8 protein-coding genes and 1 pseudogene are annotated in these 15,839 nt (G+C 47.1%); 6 read left to right on the forward strand and 3 right to left on the reverse strand.

Going from position 1 to position 15,839, the window contains the following annotated elements:
- Positions 1 to 240: 240 nt before the first annotated feature.
- Both AC1RJW_RS29075 and AC1RJW_RS29080 read left to right on the forward strand, forming a co-directional pair.
- On the forward strand, positions 241 to 4,740 hold the full coding sequence (locus tag AC1RJW_RS29075; RefSeq protein ID WP_493048009.1) for an AAA domain-containing protein: 4,500 nt from the start codon (positions 241 to 243) through the stop codon (positions 4,738 to 4,740).
- Entirely contained in the window at positions 4,737 to 5,450 is a 714-nt protein-coding gene (locus AC1RJW_RS29080) for a hypothetical protein (RefSeq protein WP_493048010.1), read from the forward strand. Before AC1RJW_RS29075 ends, AC1RJW_RS29080 begins: the two co-directional genes overlap by 4 nt.
- Before the next feature lie 953 nt (positions 5,451 to 6,403).
- Here the strand turns inward: AC1RJW_RS29080 and AC1RJW_RS29085 are convergent.
- From AC1RJW_RS29085 to AC1RJW_RS29095, 3 genes and pseudogenes are all read right to left on the reverse strand, one after another.
- Positions 6,404 to 6,526, reverse strand: a pseudogene (locus AC1RJW_RS29085) (IS6 family transposase); the annotation flags it as partial.
- A gap of 176 nt (positions 6,527 to 6,702) precedes the next feature.
- On the reverse strand, positions 6,703 to 7,482 hold the full coding sequence (locus AC1RJW_RS29090; RefSeq protein ID WP_493048011.1) for an MHYT domain-containing protein: 780 nt from the start codon (positions 7,480 to 7,482) through the stop codon (positions 6,703 to 6,705).
- A 91-nt stretch (positions 7,483 to 7,573) separates the two neighbouring features.
- Entirely contained in the window at positions 7,574 to 8,650 is a 1,077-nt protein-coding gene (locus AC1RJW_RS29095) for a GlxA family transcriptional regulator (RefSeq protein ID WP_493048012.1), read from the reverse strand.
- Positions 8,651 to 9,020: 370 nt separating this feature from the next.
- Here AC1RJW_RS29095 and AC1RJW_RS29100 point away from each other — a divergent pair, with 370 nt between their 5' ends.
- The 4 genes from AC1RJW_RS29100 to AC1RJW_RS29115 are packed head-to-tail and all read left to right on the forward strand — an operon-like array spanning position 9,021 to position 15,484.
- A complete protein-coding gene (locus AC1RJW_RS29100) occupies positions 9,021 to 11,066 on the forward strand; it encodes a sensor domain-containing protein (protein WP_493048013.1) in 2,046 nt (681 codons plus the stop codon).
- 59 nt (positions 11,067 to 11,125) lie between these two features.
- Positions 11,126 to 12,712, forward strand: coding sequence for a methyl-accepting chemotaxis protein (locus AC1RJW_RS29105; protein WP_493048014.1), 1,587 nt, complete (start codon positions 11,126 to 11,128; stop codon positions 12,710 to 12,712).
- Positions 12,713 to 12,764: 52 nt separating this feature from the next.
- Positions 12,765 to 13,796 (forward strand): AraC family transcriptional regulator, encoded by a 1,032-nt coding sequence (locus AC1RJW_RS29110; RefSeq protein WP_493048015.1) that lies wholly within the window; start codon positions 12,765 to 12,767, stop codon positions 13,794 to 13,796.
- A 50-nt stretch (positions 13,797 to 13,846) separates the two neighbouring features.
- Positions 13,847 to 15,484 (forward strand): methyl-accepting chemotaxis protein, encoded by a 1,638-nt coding sequence (locus AC1RJW_RS29115; RefSeq protein ID WP_493048016.1) that lies wholly within the window; start codon positions 13,847 to 13,849, stop codon positions 15,482 to 15,484.
- Positions 15,485 to 15,839 lie beyond the last annotated feature (355 nt).

Raw genomic sequence — 15,839 nt, forward strand, 5'->3', positions numbered from 1 at the left:
TGTTGATTTTGTCTACACCCTCTAAGTATCAAAGTCAGTTTATCCGCTTGGCAGGCGCAAGTTACAATGGCATCAGCTCGCTTCAAAGATGGGCAGATGCAATACTGGTGTCATCAGAAACGCATTAATGGCATCGCGCTCCGGTCTCGCTATGGCTGGAAATTTCACCCAAAAGATGTTGATCAGCGGCTGGCCACCGGCCCGTGCACGATCTCATTGATGATAAAAAGTATTTAATTGATGACTATAACTAAAAATGCGGCAGTAATCGAGGTGCTTGATTACATCAAACACGTTGAGACACTTACCAAATCCGCTCCCATTGTGGTTCCAACTGAATATTTTTCGGTGCTTGAATCGGAGATGCGGGCAATTCCCGGACTCGAATTCAATCAGGTCGAAGATGGAGACGATGTTTGGCTGCGCGTCCCAAGGTTGATGGAAGTCAATCCGCCTCCGCCTCAGGAAGAGCTGATGAACTGGCTAATTCTTTCGAAGTTGCCAACCAAAGAGCCAGAGCTTCGCAAAGAGGTAATGATTAAGTCCTCCAAGAAGGCGGACTCTGAGGCCGTGTCTTTGAAATTGGTCAATTTTCCTGAGATCAAAGAGCTTTTTGAATGGTATGTTGAACACCTCTGGACGCCCTGGGCCATCGTGGAACGTGAGCGGCGTAAGACCATGGATATCTACGCCAAACTCTTTTCGCTCCAGCAGCATATGACTACCGAGGGTGCAGAAACCCCCATCGAGCTTGTGTGGGGCATTGGTCACACCATTTGGAAGCCGGAGGGGAAGGCCAAAACAATTAAGCATCCTCTCATCACACAATTGTGTGACCTGACCTTGAATGACCGTAATTATGCACTTGAGGTGCGGCCACGTGACACGGAGCCGCGCTTGGAGTTGGACTGCTACGCCGAGATTGAGAATAGCGGCGTTCCTGCCGTAATGGGTTTCTGGAAGGCTGACCAAACGGCTTCGGCGAACAGCATTACCCCATACGACTCGAATACCTTTGACCGCGTGCTGAAAAATGCCGTGGCTAATCTTGATGCCAACGGCCGTTACACCACGCCTGAAGATCGGAGTATGCCCGAGGCAAGCGAGAGTCTTTGCGTCACAGACACATGGGTGTTTTATGCCCGTAAGCGCTCTGAGCATATTTTGTTGCAAGACATTGAGCGCCTGATTTCCATGTTGGAAGGTAGCGCAGTGGTGCCTGACGTCATCCGCAGCTTCGTAGAGCGGGGTAGCACTGAAGTAAAGGCGCCGGCAAAAATTGTGTTTCGCGGCCTTTCCTCGAGCAGTTCCGCTGAGGGCGTTCGCGAGCTATATTTTCCGCTTCCCTATAATGATGAACAGGTAGCCATCGTTCAGCAATTGGAGACTGGGAATGGCTCTGTCGTCCAAGGTCCGCCTGGAACTGGCAAAACGCACACGATCGCCAATATCATCAGCCATTACCTGGCGCAAGGCAAACGTGTCCTCGTGACATCCAAGGGCGAAGCTGCTCTTTCAGTGGTTCAGGAAAAGCTTCCGGAGTCAATTCGGCCCCTTTGCGTCGCGCTTCTCTCCGAAGACAAGGCTGGCATGAAGCAGTTTGAGGCCTCCATTCAGGAGATAGCAACTCGGGTAAGCGCTTTGCAGCCGGCAAGAGTGGCCCAGGAAATTAGCAACTCCGAGCGGCATTTGGACGAGATGCACCGGCAGCTAGCTGCCATTGACACAAACATTGCAGAGTTCGCACGCCAGCATATGAGCAAGTTCATCTTGCATGGCAAAGAGATGAACCCTCCCGATTTAGCGCATTTTGTTTTGGATAACGAGGAGATCTATAGTTGGCTCGATGACGTCCTGGATGCTGGACGACACGGCAATGTGCCCTTTGCAGAAAGCGATATTGCCGCGGCACATACTGCACGCGTATCACTGAAAAAAGATATTGCCTATTTGTCGGCCAAGCTACCAGCCGCAGAGGACTTTTGTTTCGGTCCTGAGCTAGCGACGTTGCACAACGATCTGGTGCGTGCACGCCAGATTGAATCCAAGGTCAAAGCGGGAGACACGTTGCCGTTGGTCGACGCTACGTTGGAGACATTCCAAAAGGCCGAATCGCTTGCGCCGTTCTTGGAAGCTTACCTGACGCTCCAACGCGAAGTGGCGGACTATGGGCACTCTTGGGTTTCGAAATTGTCAAAAGCATACGCTTCGATACAGCCAGACGTCGTCTTGTTGCAATTGAATGAACTTTTGTCTGTTGTCAATGAATTGGAAGCTTGCCGCAGGAATTTGATGAGGGCGCCGGTTGAACTTGCTTCGAACGCGGAATTGCATGAAGACTTTATCGATGCATTGGGGCGCCTGACTCAAGGAAGGAGTCCTTTTTCGCTTCCATTTGGTAAGAAGGAGGCCCGGGAAATCATTAATACGGTGACTGTTTCTGGAGAAAGAGCCGCCAACAAGCAGGCATGGCAAGCTGTTGCCGCTACGTGCGAGCTTCGTAAGGATGTGCGCCAGTTAGTGGCGCGCTGGAATGCCGTTGCTGAAGAGTACGATTTACCACACGTTGAAACCGGTACCCATTCACTGCGCCAGTTGACTGACATTGCAACGAAAATCGGGCGGCTCCGCGAGTTCGTTCAGGCCTATGAAGTCGCCTTGCCTGCTCAGGTTGAAGCAGTGTTTGGCCGACGGGTCCCCGCAGCCACTATTGCAGAAATTGGGCAGTTGCTTGCGAGTCTCAGTGAGCACTTTGACAAGAACCGCTTGAACTATGCCGGCTCCCGTGTGGCGGGATTCCAGGCGAAGCTCGAACACAAGAGCGGAGCTATTGTGATTGCGATGAGCGCATTTCTGCGTCATGAAGTCGGCAATGCGGCGCGTACACCTGAATACATTGGGTTGGAATGGACCGAAAAATTATCCGAGTTGCGTCACGTGTTGAGCCTGCGAGATAAACTAGATACGGTGAGCCAAGTTGCAAGCCGAGTTGAGAATTCTGGCGCACCGAAGTGGGCGGCACGCCTGCGTTTGGAACCTGCGCTTGGTGAAATAGATCCTGTGACGCCGACAAATTGGCTCGAGGCTTGGTATTGGCGCTGTGCAAGGACATTCCTGGACAGTATTGACGTACATGAGAAGCTCAAAAAACTGCAGGAACAGCGGCATGAGACCGAACGATCGCTGAGTACTGCATATAAGGAGCTGATTTCTGCGAAGACCTGGCTGGGAGTGTACAACAACTCCCCTGAGTCGGTGCAGCAAGCATTACAGCAATATCTGAACTCCATTCAGTCCGTGGGTCGCGGTACCGGGATTCGCGCGATTCGCCACCGTCGCAATGCACGTGAGGCCATGACTCGCGCGTACTCGGCCGTCCCATGCTGGGTCATGCCGCAATGGCGTGTTTCGGAAAGTATTCCCGCCGAATTGGGATTGTTTGATCTGGTCATCGTGGATGAGTCGTCTCAATCAGATATCTGGGCATTCCCAGTTCTCCTACGTGGAAAGAAACTCCTTATCGTAGGAGATCATAAGCAGGTGTCACCTGGCGCAGTCGGGATGGCAGAGGAAAAAATCAAAGATTTGCATCATCGGTTCCTGGCCAAGCAGCCGCATGGCTCCGAGATGACGCCAGACAAATCTATTTATGATCTGGCTCGCGTTGTTTTTGCCGGCAATTCAACCATGCTGAAGGAGCACTTCCGTTGTGTCCCGGCCATTATTGAATTTTCGAACCGAGAGTTCTATCAAAACGAGATTCGGCCTCTGCGTATACCAAGCCGCTCCCAGCGTCTCGATCCGCCCCTAATTGATGTTTACGTCAAAAGCGGATACCGCAAAGGCGATATTAACCCGCCTGAAGCAGATGCCATCATCGACGAAATCGAGTGCATCATTGCAGACCCAACCTTGGTTGGACGCACTATTGGTGTTGTGACGTTGCAGGGAACCACGCAAGCGGCACATATCCACGGGTTGTTGCATCAACGCATCCCAATGAACGATATTCTGGAACGCCACATCATGGTGGGTACTCCACCGACATTTCAGGGGGGCGAACGAGATATTATGCTGGTGTCCATGGTCTCAGCCAAGGGCGACAAGGCAACAAGTAGTGCTGCAACTTTCGAGCAGCGCTATAACGTTGCAGCATCACGGGCTCGGGAGCGCATGATGCTTTTCCGCTCGGTCGATGATGCTGACATGAAGTCAGACGACCTTCGCTCTAAGCTCATCCGCCATTTTTCCTCCCCGTTCACGCAGGATGCTCAGCTTGTCAGTAATCTGAGGGACTTGTGCGACTCAGGCTTTGAGCGCGAGGTGTACGACATACTGACCACCAAAGGATATCGCGTAAAACCCCAGGTGAAGGTCGGTGGATACAAAATCGACTTTGTGGTGGAGGGTGCAGAAGACCGGCGTCTTGCTATTGAGCTGGACGGAGACCGCTTCCATGGTCCTGGCCAGTGGCTGGATGATATGACGCGTCAACGGGTACTTGAGCGCGCAGGCTGGACTTTCTGGCGTTGCTTTGCCTCCAGTTATTACATGAGAAAAGACGAGGTACTTGGAGATTTGTTTGCGACGTTGGCCAAGATGGGGATTGACGCGATCGGTGCGGAGTCCGTGGATAACACGAGATATGTCGAGAAACGCATCATCGATCCTTCGGCAACTATCGTGCCCGAGCAAGTAATCGAATTGCATGCAGATGGGGAAAGTTCGGAGGTTGCATGAGCCGGCCATTGTTGAATCTTTCGATTGTGGAGCTGTGCGATAAACTTGATGCGTCGAATGGCGCTACCGTTGTTGCTTTGGAGCTTGTGAAAGAGCTCAGGCACCGAACTACGCCGAAGGCCGTTGCACTCTGCAAGCGGGTTCTAGCGGTCATTGCCAGCAATCCGTCGCCGCGTGCGTTTCAATCTCTTCTTTTACCTGAGCTGGAAATGCTTACAGTTTCGCATCTACATGATGCCAATGTAAGAGCAGCATTGGTTGAGGTCCTTGGGACTAGGAATTCCCCTAAAGCACAAAAGCTGCTAGAGATGCTAGCTACAAATGGTCGGCAGGTGTCGGCTACGGACACGGATGTGACAACAAACACCAGTACACCATTGGCATCACAACGGACTTCCGACGCTGCGATCGACACTTCTGAAACAGTAAGCGTGTCGTCAGCATTACCTCTTATTCTGCCCTCCCAGGTAGATCAGCGGCTGCCTTCTGCTACTGAGACTTCCCAATTGGGTTCCAACTTAGAACAAGCGTTTGCGCTGTTTGGCGTTTCTATCGAGGCATCCTGGAGCGAAATTGAAGGGGCACGGCAGAAATTAGTTTTCCAGTATCGGCCTGGTTCGGGTGTCGAAAAGGACCACGCACAAGTAGCATTGAAAGGCATTGCTGATGCTTATGTCTTGTTAGCCAAGCATATGCAAAGCAAAAGGTAGCCAACCGTTAGGGCCCGCCGCGATGATTTGTATGGTAACGGTCACGCCCCGTCGAAATGAGCGTAGTAACGACTTACACGCACAGCCAGCTGCCTAGTTACACATCCAACTGCAGGTTTGCACGTCATTTTTTTGCAAGTCGCAAGAGAGGCAGCCGTCCGGTTGTCCTTTCTGATATCTAATGTAAAACTAAAACACGGCTAGTGGTGAGCGGGTACGCGAAGGATTGCGGCAAGGGGGGCACTGTAGTCGATCCGCGACCCGTCAACCTTCCCTGTCAATGCCGCTACTAGGGCACCGCAAGTACACATAATGCTTCCAAGGAGGTCATCGTAGAAGGGGCCGGTTGGTTCAAGTTCGATCCTCAGCGCTTCACTGTGGCATTGCCGAAACGGCCAATGTATAGTCGAGATATCTGTACAAATGGTGTCCTCTGTCGCTGCTTTTGTCTCATCGAAAATTGGGAGTGGCGCCCAGCAAAATGTGATTTTCAAAGTTATTCCCTATAGGTAATCGGTGGCAAAGGGCCACCAAGAACGTGACTGTAAAGCCGATTAGCAAATATCTTGGATTATTTGACTGATGCTCTACGTCTTATCATAAGCACACTGCAAACGTCACCGATGGCTTGTCTATGCCCTACCTTGCCGAGACTCGTGCGCACTCAAGCAAACTCCGCTTGAGCTTCGGCGGGCTCAGGCAGAAAATCTCCCATGATTAAACACCTTGCGACGTTGTAGCGGAGGTTTTGAGGGGCGCCGGCTTTGACTTGATACGTTGGCGGTGCCAGCGGTTTGGGTTCCGCCGCAAGGACCGGTCCAGGCGTATGAACGTTGATCGGTACTGCAACGCATTGTTCTGGTGCATTGGGGCGTGCGATCACACTGCCCTCCTCCGCTCATTGGTACGCATCGCTATGGATCGGGTTATATGTGAAGCCTTGCAGCACCGGGGATCGATGAGCTGTCGACCGATACGCCGCGCTTCTCCGTCATTTCCTCGATGTGCCGGTAGCTCAGCGGGTAAGCCGCATACCAGCGGATACAGACTAAGATGACTTCGATCGGGAAACGCATCCCTTAAAAGTTGAGCATGCCGTATCGCCAGGGTTTCGCTACCGCAGCTTACCTGAGATAGCTGCTTCGTCGTCAATACGATATCACCGGCCGCGGCCGCGTTGCCAATGTGACAGAACCCCTGTCGCGAACTCATCTTGCCTACCGTCTAAAGAATCGGGGGTTACTGATGCGGGTCAGATCCTTTGTTTTTTCGGGATTAGGTGAGGTAATTCACGCTCGGCATAGCGAAACTCCATTACGTCAAGCACAAAACCTGCAAAAGTCAGACAAAAGATCGCGCAACATGCAATCGTGACCATAAACGCCAGCCAGTAAGTTGGGATTACGCTGGATGAAACACTACTAGTGGGATCTAAAATCACCCCAGCAGCAGCCATCGCAGTGAAGTGATGACCACAAATAGCCAGTGTCAATAATACGGTCCCGGCGGTTGTCGACCGATACGTTCGGTTGCGTAACCCAATAGACATTGCCATTGCCCCTAAAACCACTCCTAAAACAATAGATGCAGCAACCAATGATGGAGCCCATAAGATGTGACCGGAAATTTCAAACGCAGCCATGCCTGTGTAATGCATGACAGCTATACTGCCACCAACCATAGCTCCTCCAAACCAGCGACCATTTTTCAAGGTATTAGCTGATGACATTGCGAAACCCAGAATACTGAACAAGATAGCGGCAACCAAGGAAATGAGCGTCAATGTGGCGTTATAGCCACTTTGGATATTTGGTGAGTATGCCAACATCGCAATAAAGTGAGTTGCCCAGATACCAAATCCTGTGGTAGCTCCAGCTACGCATTTCCATGTTAACCGAACACTACCACGTGACCTCTTGACGTGGTGTAAGAGGTTGATCGCAGCAAAAGAAGATATCACACTGACCATTGCTGCCAAAAAAACGAGCCTCAAGTCATGCTTGAAAACGATACAGTCATACACGGTGAACATGACAAATCTGCAAAAAAATTAAGAGGTAGATGCCACACCAATATTGCCGTTCTAAGAAAATTACAAGGCCAATAGGCTGTAATTCTAAATATCAACGCGTGCGTTGCGAAAGCGGAGATGGCACAAGGAGTCTTGGCGGCAGTTTATGTTCCGTCCGATATTCAGTAGGCGAGACGCCCCAATGCTTAACGAAGCCCCGTTGCAAGGTGTCTATGGAGTCGAATCCACTTTTGCTTGCCACAGATTCAACACTCCAATTAGTATTTCGTAAAAGCAATGCAGCATGGTTCAAGCGACATGTGGAAACATATACCGCTGGGGTGACTCCTGTCTCGTTTTGAAAAATTCTTCTGAAATGACGATCACTTAGACCCATGCGCTCTGCCAGTAATGTTGAAGAAAGGTCTTCAGTCATATTTAGTTGAATCCAAGAGAGTAGCTCCCGCAGGGGATTACTCACCTGGGCCTGGCTGGCCAGTAAGGCACTTCTCTGCGGAGAGTCCCCTGGACGCATCCCGGCCAGCACCAGTAAATTAGCAATTTCCAGCGCCAGAGCTCGCCCCAAGTCGTCCTCTACCAATGCAAGAGACAAATCAATGCCCGTCAAAATTCCCGCAGAAGTCCAAATTTTTCCATCCTTCACGTAAATCTTATTGCTCTTCACCGCGGCACTGGGGAAGTAATCCTGCAGCAAATCGACCGAGTCCCAATGAGTAGTAGCCGATCTGCCATCAAGTAAGCCCGCCTGGCCTAATGCAAAAGCACCAGTGCATACGCTGACTATACGGCGAACGCAGGGTGCTACTGACGCAATCCAAGGTGCAAGCCGTCCTTTTGCCAACTCTTGTAGCACCCCCACAAACGGACCGCCAACGATGATGAGGGTATCAATGCTATCTGGGACGATTGATTCCCATCCTCCATGCGAAATAATCGTTATTCCCGAATTTGCAACTACCTGTCCTCCCGTTTCGGCAACCACACGAAAATCATACGACCCTGGCGAAAATATATTCGCCTTGCCAAAAACACTTGCCGGGCCTGCTATATCAAGAATCTCTGCACCTTCAAAAACGACCATTACAACTAGTTTTGCGACAACCGATGAGTGCTTGTCCATAATTGCGGCAAAAATGTCCTTTCCGTTTACTAATTGTCGAAAATTCAATGAAATTTTTTCAATAGAATCTATTACTTCGATTATCTTAACCGAAGATGCACACCAATCAATGATATGTTGAAATTTTCAGAACACTAAAAATCACACGTTTCCATTAACTGACGATGGCGGGCCAATCGAGTTGACTACAGAGCTGCCTGAAATCAAGATAGAAATAAGAATCATTGCATTTTATGAAAAAATAGAAAAAAACAAAAATGCAAAAGTTGCGTTTATATCCACCATCTGATTCACAATGTCCCAATTTCACATAACTTTGTCACCAAAATCACATTTATTTATTTAGTTAATTTTGAGAAAATGCATTGACATTGAAAATTAGTAATAAACAAAATACTTTCACTAATATAAATATTGCATGAATGAAAACCAAAAAATTATTTATCAGATCTTAGAGCATTTGCCGTTTCCAGCTTGCCAAGTGGATTCAGATCTCCATCTTCAATACGCAAACAAAGCGTTCGTTGATAAATTTTACAGGGCCGATGAGCCACTTCTGGGTACCTCATTAGAATATACAATTTCCTCAAAATATTTTTTTCTTTTAGAGCAATTCCTATATGAAGCCTTAAATGGTGAATATGGATGCTTTGTTACGTATGACAGCCAGGAAAAGGCAGCCATTGAAATATCAATTCTCCCTCATTTCGCCACAAATGGGCTAATTGATGGAGTATTAATATTTTCATATGATATTGCAGATAAAATTCGATTACTGCAGGCAAAAAAAAGTCTAACAGATCATCTTGCAGCATTAGATGCACACGCTATTGTAGCGTCGACAGATGCCAATGGAATAATCACGTCTGTTAATGATAAATTCTGTGAAATATCTCAATATTCACGCGAAGAACTTTATGGCCAATCTCATCGCATAGTTAAATCTGGACTTCACTCGATAGAATTCTATGAAGACCTTTGGGAAACAATATCTAATGGCAAAATTTGGCAAGGTGACATCTGCAATAGAGCTAAAGATGGATCTCTCTATTGGGTACATAGCACCATTGTCCCCTTTTTAGACTCTAATGACATTCCGTTCAAGTATATTTCCATTCGGGCAGACATAACAAAACTCAAAGACGTTGAGCAAGAAGCCCAACACCTTTCCCTACACGATTCACTGACCAATTTACCGAATCGCAGACTATTTAATGATAGGCTAAACCAGTCCATTCTTAATTCCAGCCGCACTAATCAATACTGCGCATTGATATCCATTGACCTCGATGGATTTAAAATCATTAACGATATCAATGGCCATAGTGTGGGTGATTTACTGCTGTGTAAAGCTGCTCGACGACTGCAGAGCGGCGTTCGAGATACAGATACTGTCGCACGAATTGGTGGTGATGAATTTTTAATTGTCTTAAATAATCTGGTTCCTGATGATGATCAGGCCATCCAAAGCACAATAGATTTCTGTACAAGGCTTCAGTTATCTCTTTGTCAGCCGTATAACTTGGCTGTCAGAAAGGACGTCGACAATGATGCCATCATTGTGACAGCCAGTATTGGAATTGTCCTCTTCAAAGGTGACAATATCACCAGCGAAGAGTTGCTTCAGCAAGCTGACATCGCGATGTATTGTGCCAAGTCAAATGGCCGCAATCAGTTCGTTTTTTTTGAGCCATCGCAGCAAGAACGAGTTAAGAGTCGCTTCACTGTAGAAGCAGAGCTACGTTCTGCCATTTCTAAAAACGAACTCCAGCTTTATTATCAACCCATAGTCAATCAACTCAAGGAGGTGATTGGCATGGAAGCATTGCTAAGATGGCAACACCCTACTAAAGGACTCCTATCGCCTGATTGCTTCATTCCTATCGCGGAGCAAAGTGGTCTTATTATCCCTATCGGTCAATGGGTTCTAGAAGCGGCTTGCGCAACACTCAAAAAATGGCAAAGTGACATAAAAACATCCAATTGGACAGTGGCGGTTAATGTCAGTGCCAAACAGTTTAATGCCCCCGACTTTACAGATCACGTGCTATTCGCCTTAAAAACATCTGGCGCAGATCCTTGTGGATTATGCGTTGAATTAACAGAGACTGCGCTATTGGAAGCATTTGATCATGATTCATTAGGGAAAATTCAGGCCTTAAGAGAAAATGGAATTAGTCTAGCACTTGATGATTTTGGAACTGGATACTCGTCACTTAGTTATCTTACAGCCCTTCCTCTAGATCGCCTAAAAATTGACAAATCTTTTGTGCACGCATTATTTGATGACCCAAAAAAGCAAATCATCATAAAAGCAATCATCTTAATAGCAAAATCCATGAACCTTCAAGTGATAGCGGAGGGGGTAGAAACAAAACAACAGTTTCAAAACCTGGAGTCAATTGGTTGCGAAGTTTATCAAGGGTATTTCTTTGGTCGTCCAGCCCCATTAGATTGGAAATAAATAAAATATTTCAAAAAAATCAAAACAGTTACTTGCATTAAAGATTATAGGGATTTTAAATGCGCAATATTACCATCAAGCAACGCCTCATTTTTGGATTTGGCGCAATGATTGCTCTATTCGTAGGGCTTGCGATTTTGACATACTCGCGCGTTGAATTGCTGTCCCATGAAATTGAAATTATAGGTTTAGATCGATACCCAAAAACTGTAACTACAAATGGAATTATAGATGGGATAAATGAACAGGCTCGAAAAATGCGCAACCTGTTCATTCTTGAGGAAGAAGATCAACGAAAATCTGAATTAGATTCCATTTCCACAAGTGATAAGAAAATAAGTGAAGGATTAAATAAGCTAAAGGCTTCTATCCTTTCTCAAAAAGGAAAAGCTCTTCTTACCGAAATCCTACATAGACAACCCGCATATCTTGAAGCACGTAATCAGTTTTTATCAGCATTCGCTTCTGGCGATCAAGAAAAAGCAAGAAAATTATTATTAAGCAATGTTCGACCAGCTCAATTGTTGTTTATGGCGCAGTTGCAACACCTCATTGACTATCAATCCCATCTTATGACGGAGTCCTCAGATCTCGCAGCGGCAACGGCAAGGAACACGGTACTGACCATACTTACATTCACTTTTATAGCTGTTGCTGGTGCCATTACTTTTGCATTTTTCATGATTGGCTCGATAACAAAACCGCTAAACGAGGCAATCCACATCGCTGAACTTGTTGCACATGGGGATCTAACCTCCAACATCGTTGTGAAATCCAACGACGAAACAGGAAAAATGCTCAATGCACTCAAGATCATGAATGAGAGCTTAGTTAATATTGTTACCGAAGTCAGATTAAGTGCAGATACGATGGCCAGAGCGGTAGACGAAATTGCCCAGGGAAATATGGACCTCTCAGCACGCACAGAAGAACAGGCCAGTTCTCTCGAGGAGACTGCGGCTTCTATGGAAGAGCTGACCTCCACCGTCAAGAACAACTCTGAAAGTGCTCGCCGAGCAAATGGATTAGTTAGCCAAACTAGTGAAATAGCGACACATGGCGGAAGTGCTGTCTCGAAGGTTGTATCTACCATGAATGAAATTGGGGATTCTTCACGTAAGGTATCCGACATCATCGGAGTCATTGACGAGATCGCATTCCAAACCAACATTCTGGCATTGAACGCCGCTGTAGAGGCTGCCCGTGCTGGCGAACAAGGTCGAGGTTTCGCCGTGGTCGCTAGCGAGGTGCGGGCACTCGCACAACGATCTGCCAGTGCGGCAAAGGAGATAAAGGAACTGATTACCGACTCAGAAGAAAAGGTTCATGCTGGCACCGCAATCGTAAACGATGCTGGAGGAACAATGTCAGAGGTCGTAGGAAGCGTTCAAAAAGTCGCCGCGATCATGAGCGAAATCACCTCAGCAAGCGCAGAACAGGCAGCAGGAATTGAGCAGGTCAATCAGGCTATCGTTCAGATGGATACAACAACTCAACAAAATGCAGCCTTGGTGGAGGAAGCTGCTGCTGCTTCCGCATCATTGCAGGAACAGGCTGCACGACTAGTTAATACTGTTGAGTTTTTTAAAATTCAACAAATTCCAAAAACCAAAGTAAAAGATCACAAAGTTCCGCTTATCACATAAAACACAATTGCTATCGCCGCAATGTAGATAAGGCACAGAAAAAGAGGAAAATATGCCTAATAATTTTTTTATTAATAACTACGAGCAGCGAACCTTCAACCCACGTCGCATTATCGCACTTGTTGAAATTTTGAAAAATGAAGGAATTAGTCCTACTAAGGTTTTGGAGGGGACGAAAATTGATGAATTAATGCTTTCCTCTCCAGATTTGCGAGTTTCATATGCACAGATTTTTACTGTGCTAAAAAATTCATATGATCTATCAGGAGAAACAAGAATAGCATTCCTCGCTGGTCAGCATATGACGCCAGCCTCATATAACCTCTATGGATATGCACTGCTTAGTGCTCCAACACTTAAAGATAAGATTGATTTCAGCATAAAATATCAACGAATTGGCGGAATAATAACAAAAATCGACTTCGTGGAAAAAGATAATTTTCACGCCTATCAATATGAAATTCTTCTTCATCTAAACCCTGAAGATGGATATTATAAATTCCTAATGGAGTTCGCCTTTTCCATCCACCTATCAGTAATGAGGAATATTTATGGGGAATCATTCAAATTTTGCAGAATGAAGGCACGATATCCAAAACCAAAAAATATTGATATCTACCAGAAATTATTTGGATGCCCCATGTACTTTGACCAGAATGTAAACGAACTCGGAATTGATGGCATCTGGATGCACAGAAGCCCTAGATTCCCCGATCCTGCCACCTATGCTTTAGCAAAAGATGAATGTGAACGGCAACTAACCGATCTAATGCAAGGAAATAGTATTGCCAACACTGTAAAAATGAAACTAATTAATAATTTACCATCGAATTTCCAAAATATTGGAATAATGGCCGAGTCGCTATCAATGCATCAAAAAAGCCTGCAAAGAAAGCTTGCGGCTCAAGGCACTTCGTATAGAAAGCTACTTGCTGAAGCTCGCCAGCAACTCGCAATCACCTATCTCACCAAGACCAATTTAAGTATAGACCAAATAGCTAGTCGATTAGGATACAGTGATGCCACCAATTTTCGCCATGCATTTTCAAGTTGGACCGGAAAAACGCCAAATCATTATAGATAAAGTAGATTAGATATTAATAAAAACATTTATAAAATATCAGGGGATTACAAATGCGCTCCAATTTTCCAGTAACAGGTAAGGAATATCCTTTCCCCAAAGGAAGTACATTAGTTTCAACAACAGATATAAAAGGTCGTATTCTTTATTGCAATCCTATGTTCATTACGGTAAGTGGCTTCACTAAACAGGAGTTGCTTGGCCAACCACACAATCTGATACGTCACCCCGACATGCCGGAAGAAACATTCCGTGATATGTGGAGCACCATATCCAGCGGACGCCCTTGGTCAGCACCTGTAAAAAACCGTCGAAAAAATGGAGATCACTACTGGGTCATGGCGAATGCCACACCGTTGCTCGAAAATGGCCACCCCATAGGTTATATGTCGGTGCGTACCGAAGCCACACGTATACAAATCGAGAACGCCGAACACTTATACGCCACCATGCGTGAAGAAAAGAAAGCTGGTCGCATAGTACATGGGCTTTCAGAGGGCCAATTAATTAAACATACCCTACTCGGTAGAGTATCGAAGCTTACTCAAGTTGGACTCTCAACCAGGCTTATTCTTGTAATCACATTTCTTCTCGCCGCTTCGGTGCTTGTTAGTCACGTTCTACCAACCGGTACCAGTGAATTGGGGCTAATTGCGTGCTCTCTTCGCCTGCTGTTGATCATCGGTACATGGTGGTTTCTAAAGCAGTTCTTAGTTCAGTCATTGGGTGAGCTTATATCTTCTGCCAACCGTCTTGCCGCGGGAGATCTCACGCAGGCTGTTAAGCGAAACCGAAATGATACCCTAGGGGATCTGCAAACGGCACTAGGCCAGCTTAGTGTAAACCTCCAATCAATCGTGCGCGACGCGCGTGAGCAGAGCCAGGAAATGCTCATGGGCACTGCCGAGATCACACGTGGCAATCTGGATCTCTCGCAACGTACGGAAGCGCAAGCCAGCAATCTGGAGCAAACAGCGGCTTCGATAGAGGAAATCACTGGAGCCGTCCGTCAGACAGCAGGTGCCGTTCAGCACGCGAGTGGTATTGCCGCTCAAACTCGGGTGATTTCTGAGCGTGGCAGTCAAGCCGTAGACGAGGTAGCGGCTACAATGCGAACGATTCAGGAATCGGCCCTGCGCATTGGTGAAATTACACAGGTTATTGACGGGATTGCATTCCAAACCAACATCCTAGCTCTCAATGCAGCTGTCGAAGCAGCTCGTGCTGGTGAACAGGGCCGAGGTTTTGCCGTCGTTGCTGCAGAAGTACGCGCACTGGCTCAACGTAGCGCTGATGCAGCAAAAGAGATCAAAAACTTAATTGAAGACTCTAGTCAAAAGGTATCTACGGGACATTTGAAGACAGAGATTGCCCGCAGTACCATGAGTGAAGTACTTGATAGCGTGCGAGAGGTTAACATACTTATAGAGGAAATTGGCAGGGCCACCGGCGAACAGTTAGACGGGATTTCTCAGGTCAACTCAGCAATTGCCCAATTGGACAACATCACTCAACAGAATGCGGCACTAGTAGAGGAAATAGCGGCATCAGCGCAATCAGTAGAAGGATTTGCACGGAGTACTTCTGAGACTGTTCAAGTGTTTCGCGTAGATAACGGCAGTATAACCTTGGCAGATGCAGTGACATCACACCATCACGCTGCTGTGCAATCAAGGAAATTACTTACGTAGGGCCATATCTGTGAAAAGGGTGGGCCCAAATAATATTGGTGTAAGGCGGCCGGGCTCGATGCTTTTACATGTCCCATTTGCCACATGCTGGATATTTCCCCATTTCCATACAGATTCAATCGTGTTGGAATGCCAAAAATTCTTTGGATTGCCGCAAATGAGATGATTTACGTGCTGACGTGTTCGACTAAGTAGAAAGGCTTTACAGCCCCTCCCCCGCCGGCGGCATTCCGCCATCGACTATCTCAGTCCAGTACAGTTTGAAAGCTTAAAAAAAGTGATCTTGCCCCCGTATAACCAGACACAGCCAATCGTTTAGTTAGCGCCGCTTTCCTGAGCCCGGCGCGCCAGCTCT

It is taken from the genome of Janthinobacterium sp. GW822-FHT07A03 (assembly GCF_058798815.1).

Bases quoted from the DNA above. Each gene is read 5' to 3' on its own strand.
- AC1RJW_RS29080 (WP_493048010.1), top strand. From the start codon at position 4,737: ATGAGCCGGCCATTGTTGAATCTTTCGATTGTGGAGCTGTGCGATAAA.
- AC1RJW_RS29115 (WP_493048016.1), top strand. From the start codon at position 13,847: ATGCGCTCCAATTTTCCAGTAACAGGTAAGGAATATCCTTTCCCCAAA.
- AC1RJW_RS29110 (WP_493048015.1), top strand. From the start codon at position 12,765: ATGCCTAATAATTTTTTTATTAATAACTACGAGCAGCGAACCTTCAAC.
- AC1RJW_RS29075 (WP_493048009.1), top strand. From the start codon at position 241: ATGACTATAACTAAAAATGCGGCAGTAATCGAGGTGCTTGATTACATC.
- AC1RJW_RS29105 (WP_493048014.1), top strand. From the start codon at position 11,126: ATGCGCAATATTACCATCAAGCAACGCCTCATTTTTGGATTTGGCGCA.
- AC1RJW_RS29090 (WP_493048011.1), bottom strand. From the start codon at position 7,482: ATGTTCACCGTGTATGACTGTATCGTTTTCAAGCATGACTTGAGGCTC.
- AC1RJW_RS29100 (WP_493048013.1), top strand. From the start codon at position 9,021: ATGAATGAAAACCAAAAAATTATTTATCAGATCTTAGAGCATTTGCCG.